Below are 21404 nucleotides of genomic sequence, written 5' to 3'. Positions count from 1 at the left end.
GAAGGAGACCTGCTGGACTTATTCGGAATAGAGGTACTTCGAGATGTTCGGGTCGGCGATGTTTGACTTGTCCATGATCGTAAAGCCGGTGCCGACCGCAACCGGGATCGACTGGCCCGTCAGATGGGCATAGGCCGACATGACGCCGAAATAGCCGATTTCCGCGGGATGCTGGGCAATCGCCACGTCGACAAGGCCAGTGTTGATGTTGTCGACAATGCTGGTCGGCGCGTCGAACGCCACGACCTTGACGGTGCCGGTCTGCCCGGCCTGCTGGACGCCATTCGCCGCGCCAAGCGCCGAGAACAGATTTGCACCGAACACGCCAACGAGATCGGGATTGCGCGCGAACACAGCCTGCAGCTGCGAGGCGGCCTTGTTGGCGTCGTTGTCGTTGAACTGGGTCTCGAGAACGGTGATGCCGGGATGGTTGGCCGCCATCTCCTTCTTGAAGCCCTCTTCACGCTGGTCGGTGGTCGAAATGCCAGGCTTGACGTTCGAAACGTAAACCTTGCCCTTGTCGCCTATGGCCTTGGCCAATGCCCGCGCGGCGATCTCGCCGCCCAGAATGTTGTCCGAAGCGATATAGGACAGTGGGAAATCCGCCTCGCCGGCGCCGGTCTGGTAGACGCCGCTGCCGATGAAAGTGTCGACAGTGATCACCGGAATGCCGGCATCATTGGCCTTGCGGAGCGGCTCGACCAATTGAACCTTGTCGGTCGGCGCGATCAGGATCGCGTCCGGCTTCTTGGCGATCACCGCGTCAAGCACCGGGACTTGCGTTACCGGATTGAAATCCGGGGCGCCCTGGAAAACCAGGGTCACACCAAGAGCATCGGCCGCCGCCTGGGCTCCCTTGCGCATGGTGATGTAAAAGCCGTCGGTGGTAAGACCCGGAATGAGCGCAATGGTGAACTTCTTGTCCTGCGCCAATGCGGGCGTGACCAGCGCCGTTGCGCAGATCGCGAGAGCCGCTAGGGCGGCAACAATCTTCTTCATAACATCCTCCTCATGGTGTTGGCAGATTTGCCGTTGCGATCGACATTGAAATGGCCGTCAATTCGTTCCGGCTACGCGAAGTGCTGACGGCAAGAAACGGGTTTCGCCTGCTTGCTCTTTTGGGCAGCTTTCCTCCTAAGCGCCCCCCAGTCGTTAGATCAGCCAGTCGAAAAACGATCAGCCTGATGCGCGCAGTCCCGTTCCTAGCCTCCGCAAGATCCAGGGAACAGCGCCGCTCGGCGCGCATGCTTGCCTAGCCGCAAGGTTGTAACACTTTGCTGAAAGAAGAAATTGCAACCGGGTATCTTTGGGATCGAAACGCTTTCAAACCGGACAACATCTGTCTGCTCCGCAGAGCCCCTGCGCAGACTATTGCCGCAACGCTTTGACGACACAACTGATGATTTCGCGGCGGCGGGCTCGCGAGCCGGGCTCGGTGTCAATCAGTTTGGGATCGAATCGATCAGCTGTGCCAATGTCACGCATCGGGCGTGCACACCATTATCGGGGCAAGAGAACCTCGAGGATGGCCTGGGCCGTCTTCGTGTCCGTCACCAGAGCGTTGATAAGCCTGGCGCGGGCGGCACCTATAATAGCCATCGCCTTCTCCGGCGAGGCGGCAACGCCAATCGACAGGGGGACGGCTCGAAGTTGGGCAGGCGACATTGCGATCATCCGGCCCTCCCCCTCCCACGGGATGAGCGTGCCTTCGGCGTCGAAATAATGGCGGATAACGTCTCCAGCCGCATGAAACAGGGCCTGTTCGCTCAGCGTGGCCGCGCTCGCTTCGGGCGGATTGATGGCATGGGGCAGGCCGACGCCGACGATCGCAACGTCGGTCCGGTCCCAAAGCGCGACGCTGTCGCGGATGGCCGCATCGCCGAGGAAGACCTCACGCAACTCGGAGGACGGCAAATACGGCGCATGGATGAAATGCGGCGTCCCGCCGAACTCTTCGGCGGCCAGCCGCACAAACTCGTTGATCTGAAAATGCGGCGCCTGCTGCTGCATGCCGCCGGTGGCAGCGACGGTAAGAACGCCGGGAATGCGCGGCAGGCCTGCCTGGATCACCTCGCGAATGGCTCGCCCCCAGCCAATGGCGACCACCGAGCCGGCCGTCAGTTCCGCTTGCTTGAGCAAGGCGCCGAGCGGCGCGGCGAGCGCCGTCAGCGCACCTGTTGCCGGCGTTTCGATGACCGCCGCGTCGCGAAGTCCGAGTCCCTCGACCAGTTGCGTGGTGATGCCTTCGGGCGTTGCAAGATCGCGAACCTCGATCCGCACGATGCCCTCTGCTCTCGCCCGCTGCAGGAGACGCGATATGGTCGCGGTGGAGACACCAAGCCGCCGCGCGATATCGACCTGCGACATGTCAGCCTCATAGTGCAGTTTGGCGACCGTATGCAGCATCGTCCGCGATGCGGCTGCATCTTGTGCGGGGGGGACAGGCAGCTTGCAATTCCTTTCAGCAATGTGTTACAGGCCAATGGCCGATGGGAGTTATCGCGCAAATTCGGCTGACTCGCAACGTGGGCTCGTCCACGGCAGATTGCGAGCCAAGGCCAAATTTCTCGGTTCGATAACGCATCAAAACGGCAGACCCTCCCTGCCTCAGGCAGGCAAAGACTAACCCTTTCTTGTTCCACGGATCTGCGCCCTGGTGAATGGGCGCCAACATCGGGCAGAAGACCATGACAAAGATGACGACCGCTGAGTTGCGCGGCTACCAGCAGATATGCGGCAAGGACGGGGCCATGATGGCCATTGCCTGCGACCAGCGCGGCGGCATGCGGAGCTTGCTTGCGTCGGACCCTGCAGAACAGGCCAAGATCAGCAACGACATGCTCGGCGACACCAAGTCGGACATCACGCGATACCTCGCCAGCCACGCCTCCTGCGTGCTGCTCGACCCGCTCTGCGCGGTGCCGCGGGTTGTCGATGAAGGGGTGCTGAACCGCGATACGGCTCTGCTCATCGGCCTCGATGCCTCGGGCTTCGACGTCTCGCCCGCCGGTTACCGCCTGTCGCGCCTCGCTCCCGGCATCGGCGCGCGCCGCGTCCGCGAGCTCGGCGGCACCGGTGGCAAGATCATGGTCTATCTCAGGGCTGACAGACCTGAGGCGAATGAGCACAATGTCGCCATTGTGCGCCAATGCATCGCCGACTTCGCGCAAGAGGACCTCCTGCTCGTCGTCGAGTTCCTGACCTATCAGCTCGAAGGGGAAAGCCTTGAAGATTATACAGCCAAGATCCCCTGGCTCGTCGAAGAGGGCACCCGGATTTCGCTGGAATGCGGGGCAAAGGTGCTTAAGCTTCCTTATCCCGGAACGCCGGAAGCCTGCGCCAGGATCAGCAGCATGGCTGGCGAGGTGCCATGGGCGGTCCTCTCCGCCGGCGTCAACCACGCAACGTTCCTGGGCCAGGTCGAGATCGCGATGAGGAACGGCGCGTCAGGCGTGATCGCCGGCCGGTCGCTGTGGAAGGACTGCATCTCGCTTGACCGTGACATTCAGCGGGAAAGGCTTAAGACCATCGCAGTGTCGAGATTGCGCGAGCTTCAGGCGGTGATCGGAAACTACCGGCAGAAAGCCGCTTAGTCCATGACAGGACGTCATGCCGCTTAGTTCGATGGCCATAGGAATCGATATCGGCGGCACCAATCTGCGCGCCGCCCGTATTTCCGGCACGGGCGAAATCCTCGACCGCATTTCCGAGAAAAGCGCGCCGGACCCGGAGCTCGTGCTCTCCCGGATCGCCGAAATGGTGCGCCGGCTCGATTCTCCCGAAGTTGCGGCCATCGGCATCGGCGTCCCCGGACGCGTCGATGCGCGGCTTGGCGCGGTCTTGTCCGGAGGCTATGTCAACCTTGCCACGATCTCCCTGGCGCAGCGACTGGAAAGCCTGGCGGGCAAGCCGGTGGTGATCGACAATGATTGCAACATGGCACTGGTCGCGGAAATGGCTCTCGGCTCCGCCAGAGGCCATGAAAGCATCGTCATGTTCACGATCGGGACCGGCATTGGTGGTGCCGTGGTCCAGGACCGGCGGATCGTCCGCGGCAAGGGGACGGCGGGGCAGCTCGGCCATATCACGGTCGACATATCAGGCGAAGCATGCGTCTGCGGCCGGCGCGGCTGCGTTGAAACCACCAGCTCAGGCACAGCGCTTGGCCGTCACATCGCGCGGGCAGGCCTCGGTCCGGATGTTTCGGTCGATCAGCTTTTTGCCCGGGATGCGGGCGGCGATCCCTTGGCGCGCGGCATACTGGAGGCCTGGGCCGGCCCGCTGCGTGCGGCAATCGATACGACCGTGGCCATGTTCGATCCCGACCTGGTCCTGCTCGGCGGCGGACTTGGCCTGGCGGCCCATCGGGCGCTTGCCAGGGCTCCCGCCCTGGCTCCGTGGTACCAATGCCCGGTGGAAGCGGCGCAACTTGGCGACGACGCCGGCGTCATCGGCGCCGGTCTGCAAGCGCTCGCGACGAAGGCGGCAGTCGCGCCCGTGTCCTTGCCATCTGCCCGGCTCGACCGCGCCGTGCCCAGCCGGCGCGCCGTGCTCGTCAACGGCATCCCCGCCAGCGGCAAAAGCACCGTCTCGCGCGGCATCGCCGAGCGCATGGGTTGGCCATTGCTCGCGCTCGATACGATCAAGAACCCGTTCCTCGAAGTGCTCGGCGGCGGCGATCGCGAATTCAACCGTACGCTCGGCCGCGCCAGTTACCAAGCCATCTGGTCGGTCGTCGGCGAGGCTCCGGCGGGCAGCATATTTGTCGTCGACGCCTGGTTCGGCTTCCAGCCGCGCCAGATGCTCGAGGATCATCTGCGAAGGGCCGGCGTCGAGCAGACCGCCGAAATCTGGTGCCATGCTCCCAGCGGGGTTCTGGCCGAGCGCTATCGCGCACGGCTCGACCAGCGTCCCGCCGGCCATCCCGGCGCGGCCTACATCCCCGAACTGATCGAACTGGCCAACCGCGCCGAGCCGCTGCGGCGCGGACCGCTGTTTGACGTCGACACGACCAAACCGATCGCGTTCGATGCCATCACGCAATGGTTGCAGGCGACGATTGCGGCTGACAGATAGGCAGCGCGGCCGCCCAACAAATTCAGTGATTTAACGGATAAACCGATGGTACCGTTGGCTGGGATCGAACCAGCGACTTCCCGGATCCACAATCCGGATACAAACCTTGAAAGTGCTGGTCTTTTTTCCGTTATGTTGCGCCTATGTCGCGTTCAGTGGTGGAGGGCTAACCAAATGAGAACCCCGAACCACAGAACAAAACCGACAGCGACCGCACGTTTTAGGGAAGCAGTGAGACCATATCTCGCGTACGCCCGCCGCAAACGCTCGCTGCTTTCGACGGGGTGCAGTGGATCAACGCGGAAGTCCTCTTTGAATTGGAGTTCAATTCTTTTTTGCAGGCTCAACTCAGTTGGCTCATTTTTCGACATTTGGTGCTGCCCCAGCTCAGCCCAATAGCGCGCGCGCTGCCGCTGCCATCTGCCCGCTATCACCACCCCTTGGGAAGTGATGTCCATAGACGTCAGCCGTCATTGTCACACTGGAATGCCCATGCGCTCTTTCACCACCTTCGGGGTAAGCCGAGGCCGCCATCTTCCTGCCTGTTGATGCACCAAGAGGCGTCGAAGTGCCGCAGGGCGTGAAGGCCGCTGTATTTGGGGCCCAGCATCGGAGCGCCCTGCTCTTGCTGGATCTCGTCATGAAGGCCCGCGACGCCGGCCTAAGCCGATTCGCTTCGCATGAAACAATACGGCGAGAGCAGCGTGTTTCCCAAGCCGCTGGACCCGTTCGGGCCTTTTGATGCCTTAGGCGAGGCAATGAAATCGCTGGCCACGTCGGGACGGCCCAGCGACTTGGGTGCCAGGGGGACTGGCAGCTGGAGGCCGCTGGGCCTTGACCACCAGCGAGCTTACGAGAAGGCGCTGTGCTGGCTGGAGCGAACTATAGGCCATGTCATGCACCACTTCTAATTTAGTGTCTTCGATGCTATGGATCGCGGTGGGATCGAGGGGCGGGAAAAATGCTGAGCCGAGAATTGGGCTGCTTGTTTATTCACATACCGAAGAATGGTGGCACCAGTATCGAAGATGCCATTTGGCCGGATCGGTTAAGCCGAACGGCTGACCAATATTGGAAGAATCCAGAACTAAACCGTCACCAGAAAGAAGGCCTGCATCATCTTACCGCCGCCCAAATCCGATCAGAGATAGGGGCGGAGACTTTTGATCGTATGTTCAAGTTTTCCCTCGTCAGAAACCCATGGGACAAAGCCGTTTCACAGTTTCTCTACGCCAAGACTTGGCGCCGTGATTTGCGCAAAATCCTTGGTCTGACCCGCTTTATGTCTTTCCGCTCGTATCTGAAGGCTATCCAGCGCGTCGATCATCCTCAATGGCGGGCACAACACCTGTTCATTGATGACCATGATGGAAGCTTGCTCGTTGATTACGTCGGGCGCTTTGAGCAGATCCGTGAGGAATTCACCCACGTTTCCGAGAGAATCGGGTTAGCAAACGTCGCTTTGCCGCATAGCAAGAAGTCAATTCGAAAGGCCGACTACCGCGACTACTACACGCCCGAGACAAGGAACATGGTGTGGACTATCTACAGGACTGACATAGAGCGATTTGGATACGAGTTTTAGGCAGTGCGCCAGAACTGGACGCGGGTACGAACACCCAGGCCCCCCGCCAGAGGCCATGAAGACGCGGCCGGCAACGCAGTGGGTCAAGCCGGGCATCAAGGCTCGTGTGAAGCACCTCCGCGGGAGGAAGACCTAAGACACGCGTCGCTGCAAGATTTCTGGGATGAGGATTAGGGCAACGCCGACCGACCCTTACGCGAAACCGCCTGGGCTTAACTGCAAAGCAGCGTTGAGTTATCGCAACGCCCCGTGGGCGGCCAATAGCTTGTGCTTTTCGAAGATCGCTAGCTTTCTGCGGATAGGTGATCCGTACCTTGGCGTTGCACCCGTCGCATCTGAAGTGCGCGATCGTTCTTAGCGCAGAGCCCTTCCTTACCGCCGGATGCGAGCAATCCGGACAATCGAATGTGAGCGCAACATCAGACAAGTCTTCGGCTAAACCCATTTCCATCTGGCGGGACTCAATGGGCAATTCAGATGCCAATCCGATGTGGCAAAGGGGGACGGAATGCCGCCAAGCTTGGGCGCCGGCTAGCGGCCGGCACTATCGGGTAGACACGGCGGAGATTGGGCTTTGACCCCAGCGAGGTCAGGCGACACAAAGTGCCTGCAAACGACAATTGGTCGTTTACACAACACATTGAGTTCATTGAGGAAATCGATGGTACCGTTGGCTGGGATCGAACCAGCGACCTCCGGATCCACAATCCGGCGCTCTAACCATCTGAGCTACAACGGCACGCTTGCCCGAGCGGGATCGAATGGACCGTTCATTCTCCGGGACCCGCTCTGTCGTTCGGCGATGCGTCCATACGGGCTATCGGAGTTTAATTCAAGGCTTTTGGCCGCGCATGACCCGAAAAACAGAATCGATTTTCGGAAAGGATCATGCGCAAAATCCAAAGTTCTACAGCGTCCTTTGCGCGTCTAACAGGACGCGCGGCGCTGTAGGCAAAGATCGTCACCTTTCGCCGGGCAAAGAAAAAGGCCGGCGGGAGGAGGTGCCGGCCTTTTCCTGTTACGAGCCAGCGGGAGGAGGTGCTGGCTGGTCACCCCGGAGAGCAGAGGGAGGAGGTTCCACCCGCCGGGTATTCGCTTGACCACTATATCTCACATAATCCTGTTCGAAGAAATGCGACCTTTTGTTGCATCTTCGCGATATGCGCAAATATTAGGCGGCCTTAATTTCGCTCATCGCCTTCTCGAAGGCGGTCTTGATCGGCTTGGAGACGTCCTCGGCCGCCTTGGAGGCGACGGCCTGGAAATCCTTTGCCTGCTCGACGGTCATCTCGACGCGCTGGCGCAGGAATGCGGTCTGCAGCTCGACGACTTCCGACAGCGACTTGGCGCCGATCAGCGCTTCGAAATGCGAAAAGCCGGCTTCGGTATTGGCGCGCAGAGCGGCGATGGTCTTGAGCGACAGGTCGTTGGAAACGGTCTTGGCGGTCTCGAAAGTCGACTCCAGAGCCTTCTGGGTCTCTTCGGCGCCGGTCTTCAGCTTGGCATAGGCCTCTTTCGACTGCTCGACGCCCTTTTCGGCGAAAGCGCGGATCTGGTCGGTGGCCTTGGAAGCGTCGAAGCTCGGGAATTCGATGTTTTCAGCGGTCTTGGTCCTGGACATATTCCATCCTTTGCAGTGGCAGCGGCTTCGACAGAAAGCCGTCTCGTTTATGTATGATGGCAATATAAAGGCAAATTTTGTGCATTGCAATATCTTTGTTGCAGCGCACCATAGAATTTCTCTCCCAGCGTTAACCACGAGCCCAGAGATTCCGGCGGTTGCACGCTATGGCTTGTGGACCTTCGCGCCGTCGGCTTTTATTAACAAAGCGTTAACCGCAAACTGCCGCTCTGTGAGGGTTCCCAAAGCGCATGCCGTCCGAAAACTACTCCTTCCTCGACGTCGCCGTGCTCGACGCGGTCCGCCAGCGCTTTGCCGCCGGCGACGCGATCGCCCTTCTGTCGGCAGACCTCGGACAGGTGATCTGGGCAAACGGACCAGGGGCAGCGGTGTTCGGCTATCCCGACATCGAGGCCATCATCGGCGCCTCGACAGGCTTGCCGCTGATCGCCAGGCGCCAGATCATGGCGACAAGCGGTTTTCCACAGATCGGCCGCGACCGCGCCATCACGGTGCGGCTGGCAACCGGCCTGACCAGCCGCGCGGTTGGCTTTCTGGCCAGCGCGGTGACAATGCCTGACGGCGAGAACGCGATCATGCTGGCGGTGCCGGCGGCGCAGACCGGCTCGCGCAGCGCCGCCGAGATCGCCGCTCGGGCCATCAGCGGCTTTACCGAAGACGGTCATTACATCGCCTTCGTCGACGCCAAGGGCAACATCGAGGCCGCTTCCGATGGTTTTTCGGAGCTCGGCATCTTGCCCGAAACGCTGGCAGCGCTTGTGGTCGATGTGGCGCACGAGAGCGACCGCATTGTCAAACGCCTCGTTCCGGGCGGCACCACTTCCTATCCGGCCGGCCTCGCCCGGCTGACGGACGAGCGGCACCTGCTGGTGTTGATCGACGAGGACCGGCTTGACTCCGAAGAAGCCTCTGCTGGCGAGCGCAGCGCGGGGATGGAAACCGCAACCGGTGCGGCGGCGGCCGATGCCGCAGTCCGGCCAAAGGCAGAACAGGACAATGCGCCGGTAGCAGTCGCGAAGACGGATGCGGCAGCGCAGACAGTCCCGGCAGCCGGCGAAGACACATCGGTGTCGGCGGAGCATGACGTTCCCGATTCCATCGGGCCCGATTCGACCCGGCCCGATTCGACCGGACCTGATTCGACCGGACCTGATTCGACCGAGCCTGATTCGACCGAGCAGGGTCCGGAAGCGGCCGGCGGAATGCCTCCTCTGCATGACCATTGGTATTTCAGCGCCAGCGAGGATGAGGCGCAAAAGCCGGGACCGGATGCGTCCGGACATGTCGAGGCGGATGCTTCGGCGGAAAGTTCCGCACAGGATGCCATCAGGGCCGCCTCCCCGACTGAGCGTGCCATCCCTTCGATCGACCGCGCGGCGCCGCCCCTGCGTTTCGTCTGGCGAACCGACGCCGAAGGCAGGTTCAGTGCGCTGTCGCCGGAATTCGCGGAACTCGTCGGCAAGCCTGCCGCCGATGTGATCAGCCGGCGCTTCAGGGACGTCGCGGCCACCTTCGACCTCGATGCGTCCGGCGAGATCGCGGGCCTGCTTGACCGACGCGACACATGGTCCGGCCGCTCGGTGCTATGGCCGGTTGCCGGCACCGATTTCAAGATACCCGTCGACCTGGCGGCGCTGCCTGTCTACGGCCGCAGCCGTGCCTTCGAGGGTTTTCGCGGCTTCGGCGTTGCCCGCACCAGCGATGCAGTGGTCGATCCCGAAGCAATCGGTATGGCGCTTGTCCCCAATGCCGAGGCCACCGCAGCCGTCGAACCGGAAGTCGCCGAAACGCCTGACGAAACCGACCCGTTCCAGGGCGAGGTGCCGGCGCTGACCATCGTGCCGAAGCCGGAGCGGCGCTTTGCCGACAAGGTGATCCGGTTGGCCGAGCACAGGCAGCCGGCCAACGACAAAGGCCTGTCGACGCTGGAACGCAGTGCATTCCGTGAAATCGGCGAGCGGCTCAAGAAGGACAATCCCCCGACCGAACAGCCCGATGCTGCAATACCGGCTGCGGCGGAACCGACCGAAACGGATGCCGAAGACGAGAAGAATGTCGCAAGGCTCGACGGCGAGCAGCCGGAAACCGTGTCCGGCATCTCAGGCTCGCTGCTCGATTACGCCGACCGGGACTATGTCGCCGACAACAGCGACGGTGCGCCGCATTCGGAGCCGGACAGGGCGGCGCGAGAGGTAGTCGAACCCACCGACACGGGCAGTCGATCGACCGCCGCCGAAGACGACGACAGCATGACGGCTGCCGATTTCCGTGACGCAGAAGACAGCGAGGATTGGGCGCCGTCCGATGACGACGAAGCCCGTTCGTCAACCGATCACATCGGCGATGCCGGTGACGTAGAGCCGGCGCCGGTCGAGCGGCCACGCCTGCAGGCGCCGCCGCTCAAGCTCGAAGGCTTCGTGCCATCGGCTTTTTCGACCGCAGATGACGACAGGGCTCCGGACACTTCGATCCTCGGCAAGCTGCCGGTGCCGCTGCTCATCCATTCCGGCGACGATCTTCACTATGCGAATGAGGAATTCCTCAGCCTGACCGGCTATGACACGCTCGACGATCTGGAGGATGCCGGTGGCCTCGGCGCGCTGTTTGCCGATCCTTACGACGGCAGCGCCTCCGACGGAACCGATCACGCGTTGCGGTTGAAGACGCATGACGGTCAGGAGTTCCCGATCGAGGCCATTCTGCGTTCGGTGCCGTGGCGTGGCGGCAAGGCGCTGATGCTGGTCGTGCGCCGTTCCGGCGACGACGAGGCAGCAGCCATTCCGCATGGCGCCGCCGACGACCAGACGCAGCCGGACACTTCCGAGCTCAAGGCACGCATCGCCGAGATGCGCACCATCATCGACACCGCGACCGACGGCGTCGTGCTGATCGGCCGAGACGGAACGATCCGCTCGATCAGCCGCCCAGCGGAAGCGCTGTTCGGTTTCGACAGCGACGAGGTGACCGGCAAGCCCTTCGTCTCGCTGTTCGCGATCGAAAGCCAGCGCGCCGCGCGAGACTATCTCGACGGACTGTCCGAGCCCGGCGTGGCGAGCGTGCTCAACGACGGCCGCGAGGTGATCGGACGCGAGGCGCAGGGGCGCTTCATTCCGCTGTTCATGACCATCGGCAGCCTGCCCAACGACAGCGGCTTCTGCGCGGTGGTGCGCGACATCACTCAATGGAAGCGGGCCGAAGAGGACCTGACCCAGGCGCGCGCCGTGGCCGAGCGCGCCTCCTCGCAAAAGACCGACTTCCTCGCCCGTATCAGCCACGAGATCCGCACCCCGCTCAACGCCATTATCGGGTTTTCCGAGCTGATGGTCGACGAGAAATTCGGGCCGGTCGCTAATGACCGCTACCGCGACTATCTGCGCGACATCAACCGGTCGGGCAACCATGTGCTCGACCTGGTCAACGACCTGCTCGACATTTCGAAGATCGAGGCCGGCCAGCAGGAGATGGCCTATGAGGCGGTGTCTCTCAACGACACGCTGGCCGAGACGGTGGCGATGATGCAGCCGCAAGCCAACCGCGAACGTGTCATCATCCGCTCCAGCTTCGCCTCACGGCTGCCGGAGGTGGTGGCCGATCTGCGCAGCGTGCGCCAGATCGCACTGAACATCCTGTCGAATGCGATCCGCTACACGCAGGCCGGCGGCCAGGTGATCGTATCGACAGCTTACGAGATCTCCGGCGACGTCGTGATGCGCGTGCGCGACACCGGCATCGGCATGAGCCAGTCCGACATCGAGCAGGCGCTCAAGCCTTTCAAGCAGATCAACGCGCTGAAGCGCGGGCGCGGCGACGGCACCGGCCTCGGGCTGCCGCTGACCAAGGCCATGGTCGAGGCGAACCGGGCCCGGTTCACCATCAACTCGACCCCCGGCGAGGGCACCCTGGTCGAAGTCGCTTTCCCGTCGACCCGCGTGCTCGCGGATTAGTTAAAAAAGAAAGGCGCCCAACAGGACGCCTTGAATGATTGGATTGCTGTTACAACGGGGGCTTGAGCGAATTCAGATCCTCTGGGGATTTAGAGGAACGGGATTTCTCCCTCAAGTTACGCACGACTATCGATGCCGGCCCTTAACAAAACCTTACCGGCACCGCGAAAAATTTACCAATGTGTACCACTCATGAAATCTAGGTAAATTCGAGCGAGATATTTCGTTAACCATGCCGGTTGCCGTTTGAGTGCGTGACGGTTCGCATGTCTTGGAGATTAGCTGAAGCGCCCGTCCCTTCGTCGTCCTGGGGCGGAGCAAGGAGCGGAGCGACGCGGCGCAGACCCCAGGATCCATGCCATGACAGCAGAGCGCTTGTAGCAGTGCAAAATTCTGCTCCGCTGCACTCTTCGGCTGAGATTACGGCATGGATCCCAGGGTCTCCGCGACGGAGCTTCGCTCCTGTACGCCCAGGGATAAGTTGAGGGGCTTCGGCCAATCTCGAACGTTTGCGACGGTTCACTCAACGAGCCATGAAATCATGGCCACCAAACAGGCCCGCAACCTGTCAATGTCACCCACTTGGAAGACCTAATCGGCCAGTTCCGGCAGGTCGCGGAACAGCTCGAGCGCTTCGGGATTGGCTAGCGCCTCCTTGTTCTTGACAGCGCGGCCATGCACCATGTCGCGCACCGCGAGTTCGGTGATCTTGCCCGATTTGGTGCGTGGAATGTCGGCGACGGCGACGATTTTAGCCGGCACGTGGCGGGGGCTCGCGCCGCTGCGGATTTTCGCGCGGATGCGTTTTTCCAGCTCGGCGTCGAGTTGCACCCCCGCTGCCAGCCGCACGAACAGCACAACCCGCACGTCGTTGTCGAAATCCTGGCCGATGCACAGTGCTTCCAGGATTTCCGGCATCTGCTCGACCTGGTTGTAGATCTCCGCCGTGCCGATCCGCACCCCGCTCGGGTTGAGCGTCGCGTCGGAGCGGCCATGGATGATCAGGCCGCCATGAGCGGTCCATTCGGCGAAGTCGCCGTGACACCAGACATTGTCGAAGCGCTCGAAATAGGCTGCGTGGTATTTCTTGCCTTCGGGATCGTTCCAGAAGCCGATCGGCATCGCCGGAAACGCCTTGGTGCAGACGAGTTCACCCTTCTCCTGCCTGAGCGGGCGGCCGTCGTCGTCCCAGACATCGACGGCGAGGCCGAGGCCAGGCCCCTGTATCTCTCCGGTCCATACCGGTTCGGTCGGCACGCCGAGCACGAAGCAGGAGACGATGTCGGTGCCGCCGGAGATCGAGGCGAGATGCACGTCCTTCTTGATGCCGTCATAGACGAAGCGGAAGTCCTCAGGCGACAGTGGTGAGCCGGTGGAGGAGATCGTGCGGACGCTGGAAAGATCATGCGTTTTGATCGGTGTGAGGCCGGCCTTGCGCACGGAATCGATGAATTTGGCCGAGGTGCCGAAATAGGTCATCTTCTCGGCGTCGGCAAAGTCGAACAGCACGTTGCCGTCGGGATAGAAGGGCGATCCGTCGTAAAGCAGAAGGGTTGCGCCCGACGCCAGGCCGGACACCAGCCAGTTCCACATCATCCAGCCGCAGGTGGTGAAATAAAAGAAGCGGTCGCCGTCGAGCAGGCCGGCGTGGAGCCGTTCTTCCTTGACATGCTGGATCAGCGTTCCGCCGGCCGAATGGACGATGCATTTGGGGATGCCAGTCGTTCCGGAAGAAAACAGGATGTAGAGCGGATGCGCGAACGGCAACCGTTCGAAGGTTACGGGCTTGGCGGCAAAGGATGAGAGCGCTTCGTCCAGCGCAGTCGCGTTCTCGATGGTCGCCGCCACATCGGTCGACGTGCCGAGATAGTCGACGATCAGGATCTTGCCGACGGAGGGAAGCTTTGCCGCAACCGCCGCGATCTTTTCGGCAACCTCGATCGCCCTGCCATTGTACCAGTAACCGTCGGGCGCGATGAAGACGACAGGTTCGATCTGGCCGAACCGGTCCAGCACGCCCTGTTCGCCGAAATCGGGAGAACAGGACGACCAGACGGCGCCGATCGAGGCTGTCGCCAGCATTGCCGCGACCGTCTCCGGCATGTTGGGCATCATGGCGGCGATGCGGTCGCCCTGTTTCACCCCGAGCGACAGGAAAAGCTGCTGCAGCCGCGAGGTCAGCGCATGCAGCTCATTCCAGGAGAGCCGGCGCTCGACCTTGTCCTCGCCGCGAAAGACGATGGCATCACCGAGCCCGGTTTTCTTCAACAGGTTCTCGGCGAAGTTCAGCTTCGCGTCGGGAAAGAAGGCGGCGCCGGGCATCTTCTCGCCATCGACAAGCACGCGCTCGCCGCCACTGATCCCGCCACTGGCGCCCTTGTCGCCCACGATCCCGCAAAAATCCCAGACCAGGTTCCAGAATGCCTCGCGATCGTCGATCGACCAACGATGGAGATCGGCGTAGGAGGAGAAAGCCTTGCCGGATCCGGCCGTGGCGGCCTGCATGAAGGCAGTCATCGGCGCGGCGTCGACCTGGTCTTTCGTCGGTGCCCAGAGCGGTGCGTCGCCGGCCATGATCGTTCCTCCTTGAAGCACGTCACGTTTGAAGAGATTCACGCGCCGCGCTTTAGACTTTTGTTTTTATGTATGCGTTATCCCAAAACGATTTTGGCGACATGCATTGGCATCGCTTATGCATATCGCGGCGCAGCAGAGCAAGATTTTGTTCGGCCGAGCGACGTGGATGTGCGCAAATGCCATCGCTGGGCCATAAAGACTTGAAATGCGTCAGCCGTGGGTTACACCCGTCGGGCGATTCTTGTCGGAACGGAAGCATACGGGGCGACATGTCATCACCTTTGATCCGGCGCGGAATATGGGCGATCGGCGTTGCCGTGCTCGTCATCGCGCTGGCCGTTGCCGCCCTGCCACTGGTCGCCTCGACCCGCATCGTGCGCGACCGCATCGCCTGGGAAATGAGTGCATGGAGCGGTTTCAGGGTCACCATCGACGGCGCCCCGCGGATCGAGGTCTGGCCGAATTTCCGGGCCATCCTGTCCGACGTGACGCTTTCGCAATGGACAGAGAGCGACGCGCCGCCTGTGATCGAGGCCGAACGGGTCGAGGTCAATCTCTCGGCCATGGCGGCGTTGCAGGGCGATGTGGTGTTCTCGACGGCGCGGCTGATCCGGCCGACGATCAGGGTTCAACGCGCAGCAAATGGACTTTTCCTGCCCGCCCTGCCTTCAGGCGGACGCATCACGCGTTCCATCGACATCGCTCGCGCCGTGGTCAGCGCCAATCCAGCCAAGCCGGACCTGAGCAAGCTGCCGGCTGATCCGTTCGGCACCGTAGAGTTCAGGAACGGCCGCGTGGTGACCTCCGTCGATGGCAAGGACGCTGAGATACTGAGCAGCCTGAGCGGACAGGCGAACTGGGCCGCAATGAACAGCAATGCGACGCTGTCGGCAACCGGGATCTGGCGTGGCGAAAGCGTCGCCGTGGATGCCGCATCGTCGAACCCGCTGGTGCTGTTTGGGGGCGGTGCGGCGCCGATGACGCTTTCCTTCAAGGCGGCCCCTGCCAGTTTTTCCTTCGACGGCGTGGCCAGCATGTCCGAGAACGCCTATTTCGACGGCCAGGCGAAATTTGCCGCACCCTCGCTCAGGCGCGTGCTCGAATGGTCGCGGGCCGGCATCGCGCCGGGCGCGGCAATCGGCTCGGTTTCCGTTTCCAGCAAGGTCACGGCGACTTCCGGCCGCATTAAATTCGAAAACACCGAGATCGCTCTGGACGACAATCCTGGAATGGGTGCGCTGGACTTCTCCTTTGGCGAGGCGCGGCCGGTGATCGCCGGTACGCTCGCCTTCGAGACGCTCGACTTGCGGTCGTTTCTCTCCGCCTTCACACCCCTGGCGCCTACGAGCGGCGCTGGCCCCGGCGAAATCGACATAAGCGTCGCCGACCGGATCGATCTCGATCTCAGACTGTCGGCAGCGCAGGCCACCGCAGGCGCCATCCAGCTTGCCGACGTCGCTGCCGCCGCCCAGGTCAAGAACGGTCTTGCCGTCTTCGATATTTCCGATGCATCGGCCTTTGGCGGCAACATCCAGAGCAGTCTTCGTTTCGACCGCAAGCCGGGAGGCACGCAGGTCGAGATCAGGCTGCTCGCCTCCGACATTGATGGCGGGGCTTTTGGCACTGCAGCCGGAATGACGCGACTGGTGCCGATCGGCACGGGAACCGTTTCGGTCATCCTCAAGGGACCAGGCAGAACCTGGGATTCCATTTTCGAGAACGCCGACGGCTCGGTTTCGGCGAAATTCGGCCAGGGCGCGTTGAGCCGGTTCAATTTGCCGGCGTTTCTCAAACACAACGAACAGGGCGGGTTCTTCGCGCTCGACGATGTCTCCGACGGAACACTGCCGATCGATGGGGCCGAACTCAAGGCGAGCATTTCGAACGGTGTGGCGAAGATCGACAAGGCCGAAGCGAATTCGGCGAAGTACAAGATCTGGCTTTCCGGAATCGCCTCCTATGCCGGGCGCGGGCTGGCGCTGTCCGGCGGCATCATTCAGGCGGACCAGCCAGCCACGCAGACAAATGACCAGGGTCCCAACCAGTCTTCGTTCTTCGTCGGCGGAACGTGGAGCACGCCGTTCATTTCGCCGATAAGCCGCGGGGTTTCCGGCGGGTAGGCAACGAGGCTGCCGCGGTCGTCGCCAGAAGCGCTTCCTGCCGGCATTGCTGCTGCCGCCCCTCTCGTCACCCACGCTGCGCGGCCTGCTCATCGCGCTGGCGCTGTACCTCGCGCCGCTTGTTGGCGAGCGAAGCGATGATGACGCCGACCGCCACGACCGCGATCAGGATGGTGCAGGCGGCGTTGATCTCCGGCGTCACACCGAGACGAACCTGGCTGTAGATCTTCATCGGCAGCGTGGTGGCGCCGGGCCCTGAGGTGAAGCTGGCAATGACCAGATCGTCGAGCGACAATGTGAACGCCAGCATCCAGCCAGATACGATCGCCGGCATGATGACGGGCAGCGTGATCTGGAAGAAGGTCTTCACCGGCGGCGCGCCAAGATCCATCGCGGCTTCTTCCAGCGAGCGATCGAACGTCATCAGGCGCGACTGCACGACGACGGCGACGAAGCACATGGTCAGGGTGATGTGGGCAAGCGTGACGGTGAGAAAGCCGCGGTCGAGACCGACGGCGACGAAGAGCAGCAGCAGCGACAGGCCGGTGATGACTTCCGGCATGACCAACGGCGCAAAGACCATGCCGGAAAACAGCATCCGGCCCTTGAAGCGCGTGTAGCGCGTCAAGGTGAGAGCCGCCAGCGTGCCGAGCACGGTCGCCACGGTGGCCGAGATGACGGCGACGCGGGCCGTTACCCAGGTGGCGTCCATGAGGCCCTGGTTGTGGAACAGCGAGACGTACCATTTGGTCGAGAAGCCGCCCCACACGGTGACCAATTTCGACTCGTTGAAGGAGAAGATTACGAGCAGGACTATCGGCAGGTAAAGAAAGGCAAAGCCCAGCACGATCGAAGTGATGTTGAAGCGGCTCCAGGTCGGGTTCATTTGTCCTGCTCCTGGGCGCGGGCCTGGGCCCGCTGGAACAGCATGATCGGCACGATCAGCAGCAACAGCAGGATGACGGCGACGGCCGACGACACCGGCCAGTCGCGATTGGCGAAGAACTCGTTCCACAGCGTCTTGCCGATCATCAGCGTCTGCGATCCGCCGAGCAGGTCGGGAATGACGAACTCGCCGACGGCGGGAATAAACACCAGAAGGCAGCCGGCGATGACGCCGGGCAGCGACAGCGGAAAGGTGATCTTCCAGAAGGCGCTGGTCGCAGGACAGCCGAGATCCTTGGCCGCCTCGATCAGCGAATAGTCCATTTTCTCGAGGGCGGAATAAAGCGGCAGCACCATGAATGGCAGGTAGGAATAGACGATGCCGATGAAGATCGCCGTATAGGTGTTGAGGATGATCACCGGCTGGCTGATGACGCCGGTGGCGAGCAGCAGTTGGTTGAGCAGCCCCTCGGGCTTGAGGATGCCGATCCAGGCGTAGACGCGGATCAGGAACGAGGTCCAGAATGGCAGGATCACCAGCATCAGCAAGGTCGGGCGCAGCATCGCCGGCGCGCGGGCCATGCCATAGGCGATCGGGTAGCCGACAAGCAATGTCAGCACCGTCGAAATGGCGGCGACGATGACGCTCGTCACATAGGCGTTGACGTAGAGCGCGTCCTGCGTCAGCCATGTGTAATTATCGATGCTGAGCTGTTTCAGCTGGGCGAAAAAACCGGAAAGGCCATCGCCGAAGCCAAGTACCGGCGTGTAGGGCGGTATAGCGATCGCCGTCTGCGACAGCGAAATCTTGAAGACGATGACGAACGGAATGAGGAAGAAGAAGACCAGCCAGAGATACGGGATGATGATGACAAGACGGCCAACGAAGGCCTCTCCCAGTCTGGCCAGGGCGGATTTGCCCGCATCGGCGGCCTGAGAGCTTGTTGCAGCGCTGACAGCGGCATTCGACATGACCGCCCCTACCGCGTCAGCACGACGCCGGCGTCTGGCCTGAACGACACCCAGGCACGGTCGTTCCAGCTCAGCGGATCCTCGGTGATGCGGGCCGCGTTCATCGTGCTCGCCCGCACCACGTGGCCGTCGTCAAGCCTGACGTGATAGACGGTCATGTCGCCGAGGTAGGCGATATCGTAGACCTCGCCCTCGATCGCATTGACGGCGCCGGCCGGCTTCATCGAGGATATCTTGACCTTCTCCGGCCTGATGGCGAAGGCGACGGCCGCGCCGGTGGCCGCATCGCCGGCATTCTCGGCCCGTATGGTGATGCCGTTACCCGCGTCGATGCTCGCCGCGCCGGCCTCGCCATGCGCAATCTTGCCTTCGAACATGTTGACGTTGCCGACAAAGCCGGCGACGAAGCGGGAGCCCGGCGCCTCGTAGACTTCCGCCGGCGTCGCTACCTGCATCACCTCGCCCTTGTCGATGATGGCGATACGGTCGGCCATGGTCATCGCCTCTTCCTGGTCGTGGGTGACGACGACGAAGGTGAGGCCGAGTGACTGCTGCAGGTCCATCAGCTCGAACTGTGTTTCCTCGCGCAGCTTCTTGTCCAGCGCGCCCAACGGCTCGTCGAGCAGCAGCACCTTCGGCCGCTTGGCGACCGAGCGGGCAAGCGCGACGCGCTGGCGCTGGCCGCCGGACAATTGGTGCGGCTTGCGCTTGGCGAACTGCTCGAGCTTGACCAGCTTCAGCATCTCTCCAACGCGTGCCGCGATCTCGGGCTTCGGCATGCCGTCCTGCTTGAGGCCGAAAGCGATGTTGTTTTCGACCGTCATATGCGGGAACAAGGCGTAGGACTGGAACATCATGTTGACCGGCCGCCGGTACGGCGGGATGCCGCGCAGATCCTGGCCATCGAGCAGGATGCGGCCGGCGGTCGGCTCCTCGAAGCCGGCGAGCATCCGCAAAAGCGTCGATTTTCCACAGCCCGACGCTCCGAGCAGGGCAAAAAACTCGCGCTCGAATATGGTCAGCGACAAATTGTTGACGGCAGTGAAGTCACCGAACTTCTTGGTCACTTTGTCGAACTGGATATATGGCTTGGCGTTCGGATCGTTCCACGGCGCGAAATCCCTGCGGATGCTGCCAAGCGATTTCATATCTCACTCCGTCCTGCGTTCTATCCCCAAAAGGACTTGACCCCGGCAGCACCTGCCGGGGTCGTTGATTGCGCTTACTGCCCGGTGACGATCTTGGTCCAGGTGCGGGTGACGACGCGCTGGGTCTTGGAATCGTAGGGGGCGATGGTGAACAGCTTCGCCAGCGTCGCCTCGTCCGGGTAGATCGCCGGATCCTCGAGTATCTCCTTGTTGATGAACTGCTGCGATGCCTTATTGCCGTTGGCGTAGAAGACGTAGTTGCTCGACTTGGCGATCACTTCAGGCTTCATCATGTAGTTCAGGAATTCATGCGCCTCGGCGACATGCGGCGCGTCGGCCGGGATCGCCATCTGGTCGAACCACATTTCGGCACCTTCCTTCGGCACGGAATAGCCGATCTCGACGCCCTGATTTGCCTCCGTCGCACGGTCGCGCGCCTGGAACACGTCGCCCGACCAGCCGACGGCCAGGCAGATATCGCCATTGGCCAGGGCGTTGATGTATTCCGACGAGTGGAACTTGCGGATGTAAGGCCTGATCTTCAGCATCAGTTCTTCCGCCTTGGCGAAATCGTCCAGCGACGTGGTCTCGGGATCGATACCCAGATATTTGAAGGCGTTCGGGAGGATGTCGCTCGGAGAGTCGAGGACATAGACGCCGCAATCCTTCAGCTTGGCCAGCTTTTCCGGGTTGAAGAACACGTCCCAGCTATCGATCTTGTCGGTGCCGAGCGCTTCCTGCACCTTCTTGATGTTATAGCCGAGGCCGACCGTGCCCCACATGTAGTTGATCGAATATTCGTTGCCGGGATCGTACTTGGCTGTGCGCTCCGAAACGACGTCCCACATGTTGGAAATGTTGGGCAGCTTCGACTTGTCGAGCTTCTGGAACACACCTGCCTGGATCTGGCGTGCGAGGAAATTGGCGGTCGGCACGACGACGTCGTAGCCGCTGCCGCCGGCAAGCAGTTTCGTCTCCAGGAGCTCGTTGGAATCGAAGGTGTCGTAGGTGACCTTGATGCCCGTTTCCTTGGTGAAATCCTCGATAATCGAGCTGTCGATGTAATCCGACCAGTTATAGACATTGACGACGCGGTCCTGGGCATGAGCGCCGAGGGTGAAAAGCGTCAGAAATGCCGAGGTCGCCGAAAGCCAGAATGCTTTGCGGGTCATGCGTGTCTCCTTTGATGAGTGTTCCATCGCCAGCTCGTCGCGGGGCTGCGCGGCTGGGCGTTTGCTTCAGATTATTGGGCTTTCCGACAAGCGACAAGCGCGAACCGCCGACACCCTGGTGGTTCGATGTGCAGCGGCCGAGTCCCCCGTTCCCATGTCGTGATCCAGGTGGCATTCCGGCGCCGTCAAAGGCTCTCGCCACGGCGCGGGCAGGGATACGACGATGTTGTCCGGTCTCGGTCGGGCCGGAGGGGAGACTTGGCAAGATGAGCCTGTCTTGTTG

At 61.9% G+C, this 21404-nt stretch carries 14 protein-coding genes and 1 tRNA gene; 5 read left to right on the top strand and 10 right to left on the bottom strand.

The window, feature by feature from the left end:
* Positions 1 to 18: 18 nt before the first annotated feature.
* Positions 19 to 999: an ABC transporter substrate-binding protein gene (locus tag IHQ72_RS08715; RefSeq protein WP_258122046.1), complete on the bottom strand. Its 981-nt coding sequence runs from the start codon at positions 997 to 999 to the stop codon at positions 19 to 21.
* Between the two features lie 501 nt (positions 1000 to 1500).
* A complete protein-coding gene (locus IHQ72_RS08710; protein ID WP_258122045.1) occupies positions 1501 to 2406 on the bottom strand; it encodes a sugar-binding transcriptional regulator in 906 nt (301 codons plus the stop codon).
* 281 nt (positions 2407 to 2687) lie between these two features.
* On the opposite strand from IHQ72_RS08710, the gene IHQ72_RS08705 reads away from it, so the two are divergent.
* Both IHQ72_RS08705 and IHQ72_RS08700 read left to right on the top strand, forming a co-directional pair.
* Entirely contained in the window at positions 2688 to 3593 is a 906-nt protein-coding gene (locus IHQ72_RS08705; RefSeq protein WP_258122044.1) for a tagatose-bisphosphate aldolase, read from the top strand.
* Between the two features lie 16 nt (positions 3594 to 3609).
* Positions 3610 to 5076: an ROK family protein gene (locus tag IHQ72_RS08700; RefSeq protein WP_258122043.1), complete on the top strand. Its 1467-nt coding sequence runs from the start codon at positions 3610 to 3612 to the stop codon at positions 5074 to 5076.
* Positions 5077 to 5228: 152 nt separating this feature from the next.
* On the opposite strand, the gene IHQ72_RS08695 is transcribed toward IHQ72_RS08700, so the two are convergent.
* A complete protein-coding gene (locus tag IHQ72_RS08695; protein WP_258122042.1) occupies positions 5229 to 5534 on the bottom strand; it encodes a hypothetical protein in 306 nt (101 codons plus the stop codon).
* A 503-nt stretch (positions 5535 to 6037) separates the two neighbouring features.
* Here IHQ72_RS08695 and IHQ72_RS08690 point away from each other — a divergent pair.
* The gene (locus IHQ72_RS08690) at positions 6038 to 6661 is read left to right on the top strand and encodes a sulfotransferase family 2 domain-containing protein (protein ID WP_258122041.1); all 624 of its coding nucleotides are present in this window, start codon (positions 6038 to 6040) and stop codon (positions 6659 to 6661) included.
* Between the two features lie 662 nt (positions 6662 to 7323).
* Here IHQ72_RS08690 and IHQ72_RS08685 read toward each other — a convergent pair.
* Both IHQ72_RS08685 and IHQ72_RS08680 read right to left on the bottom strand, forming a co-directional pair.
* Positions 7324 to 7400 (bottom strand) — tRNA-His (locus IHQ72_RS08685).
* A 432-nt stretch (positions 7401 to 7832) separates the two neighbouring features.
* Positions 7833 to 8282: a phasin gene (locus IHQ72_RS08680; protein WP_258122040.1), complete on the bottom strand. Its 450-nt coding sequence runs from the start codon at positions 8280 to 8282 to the stop codon at positions 7833 to 7835.
* Between the two features lie 251 nt (positions 8283 to 8533).
* Here IHQ72_RS08680 and IHQ72_RS08675 point away from each other — a divergent pair, with 251 nt between their 5' ends.
* Positions 8534 to 12247, top strand: coding sequence for a PAS domain S-box protein (locus IHQ72_RS08675; RefSeq protein ID WP_258122039.1), 3714 nt, complete (start codon positions 8534 to 8536; stop codon positions 12245 to 12247).
* 591 nt (positions 12248 to 12838) lie between these two features.
* On the opposite strand, the gene IHQ72_RS08670 is transcribed toward IHQ72_RS08675, so the two are convergent.
* On the bottom strand, positions 12839 to 14821 hold the full coding sequence (locus IHQ72_RS08670; RefSeq protein ID WP_258122038.1) for an acetoacetate--CoA ligase: 1983 nt from the start codon (positions 14819 to 14821) through the stop codon (positions 12839 to 12841).
* Between the two features lie 272 nt (positions 14822 to 15093).
* Between IHQ72_RS08670 and IHQ72_RS08665 the strand changes: the two genes are divergently transcribed.
* Positions 15094 to 16944 (top strand): AsmA family protein, encoded by a 1851-nt coding sequence (locus tag IHQ72_RS08665; RefSeq protein WP_258122037.1) that lies wholly within the window; start codon positions 15094 to 15096, stop codon positions 16942 to 16944.
* A 67-nt stretch (positions 16945 to 17011) separates the two neighbouring features.
* Here IHQ72_RS08665 and IHQ72_RS08660 read toward each other — a convergent pair whose 3' ends face one another.
* From IHQ72_RS08660 to IHQ72_RS08645, 4 genes are all read right to left on the bottom strand, one after another.
* Positions 17012 to 17830 carry an ABC transporter permease gene (locus tag IHQ72_RS08660; RefSeq protein WP_258122036.1) on the bottom strand — a complete coding sequence of 273 codons (819 nt, stop codon included), beginning with the start codon at positions 17828 to 17830 and terminating at the stop codon, positions 17012 to 17014.
* Complete coding sequence (locus IHQ72_RS08655; RefSeq protein WP_258122035.1) at positions 17827 to 18801, bottom strand: ABC transporter permease subunit; 975 nt, start codon at positions 18799 to 18801, stop codon at positions 17827 to 17829. The genes IHQ72_RS08660 and IHQ72_RS08655 overlap by 4 nt, the downstream gene beginning before the upstream one ends.
* A gap of 8 nt (positions 18802 to 18809) precedes the next feature.
* Entirely contained in the window at positions 18810 to 19949 is a 1140-nt protein-coding gene (locus IHQ72_RS08650) for an ABC transporter ATP-binding protein (RefSeq protein WP_258122034.1), read from the bottom strand.
* 74 nt (positions 19950 to 20023) lie between these two features.
* The gene (locus IHQ72_RS08645) at positions 20024 to 21121 is read right to left on the bottom strand and encodes a polyamine ABC transporter substrate-binding protein (protein WP_258122033.1); all 1098 of its coding nucleotides are present in this window, start codon (positions 21119 to 21121) and stop codon (positions 20024 to 20026) included.
* Positions 21122 to 21404 lie beyond the last annotated feature (283 nt).

The sequence above is a fragment of the Mesorhizobium onobrychidis genome (genome assembly GCF_024707545.1).
Taxonomy (GTDB): domain Bacteria; phylum Pseudomonadota; class Alphaproteobacteria; order Rhizobiales; family Rhizobiaceae; genus Mesorhizobium; species Mesorhizobium onobrychidis.
The sequence above is the reverse complement of the archived record's forward strand: the minus strand, read 5'-3'. Positions and strand labels throughout refer to the sequence as shown.

Excerpts from the sequence above, each read along its gene's own strand:
- IHQ72_RS08680 (WP_258122040.1), bottom strand. The coding sequence starts at position 8,282 with ATGTCCAGGACCAAGACCGCTGAAAACATCGAATTCCCGAGCTTCGAC.
- IHQ72_RS08660 (WP_258122036.1), bottom strand. The coding sequence starts at position 17,830 with ATGAACCCGACCTGGAGCCGCTTCAACATCACTTCGATCGTGCTGGGC.
- IHQ72_RS08650 (WP_258122034.1), bottom strand. The coding sequence starts at position 19,949 with ATGAAATCGCTTGGCAGCATCCGCAGGGATTTCGCGCCGTGGAACGAT.
- IHQ72_RS08645 (WP_258122033.1), bottom strand. The coding sequence starts at position 21,121 with ATGACCCGCAAAGCATTCTGGCTTTCGGCGACCTCGGCATTTCTGACG.
- IHQ72_RS08670 (WP_258122038.1), bottom strand. The coding sequence starts at position 14,821 with ATGGCCGGCGACGCACCGCTCTGGGCACCGACGAAAGACCAGGTCGAC.
- IHQ72_RS08710 (WP_258122045.1), bottom strand. The coding sequence starts at position 2,406 with ATGCTGCATACGGTCGCCAAACTGCACTATGAGGCTGACATGTCGCAG.
- IHQ72_RS08675 (WP_258122039.1), top strand. The coding sequence starts at position 8,534 with ATGCCGTCCGAAAACTACTCCTTCCTCGACGTCGCCGTGCTCGACGCG.
- IHQ72_RS08690 (WP_258122041.1), top strand. The coding sequence starts at position 6,038 with ATGCTGAGCCGAGAATTGGGCTGCTTGTTTATTCACATACCGAAGAAT.
- IHQ72_RS08715 (WP_258122046.1), bottom strand. The coding sequence starts at position 999 with ATGAAGAAGATTGTTGCCGCCCTAGCGGCTCTCGCGATCTGCGCAACG.
- IHQ72_RS08695 (WP_258122042.1), bottom strand. The coding sequence starts at position 5,534 with ATGGACATCACTTCCCAAGGGGTGGTGATAGCGGGCAGATGGCAGCGG.
- IHQ72_RS08665 (WP_258122037.1), top strand. The coding sequence starts at position 15,094 with ATGTCATCACCTTTGATCCGGCGCGGAATATGGGCGATCGGCGTTGCC.
- IHQ72_RS08655 (WP_258122035.1), bottom strand. The coding sequence starts at position 18,801 with ATGTCGAATGCCGCTGTCAGCGCTGCAACAAGCTCTCAGGCCGCCGAT.
- IHQ72_RS08705 (WP_258122044.1), top strand. The coding sequence starts at position 2,688 with ATGACAAAGATGACGACCGCTGAGTTGCGCGGCTACCAGCAGATATGC.
- IHQ72_RS08700 (WP_258122043.1), top strand. The coding sequence starts at position 3,610 with ATGCCGCTTAGTTCGATGGCCATAGGAATCGATATCGGCGGCACCAAT.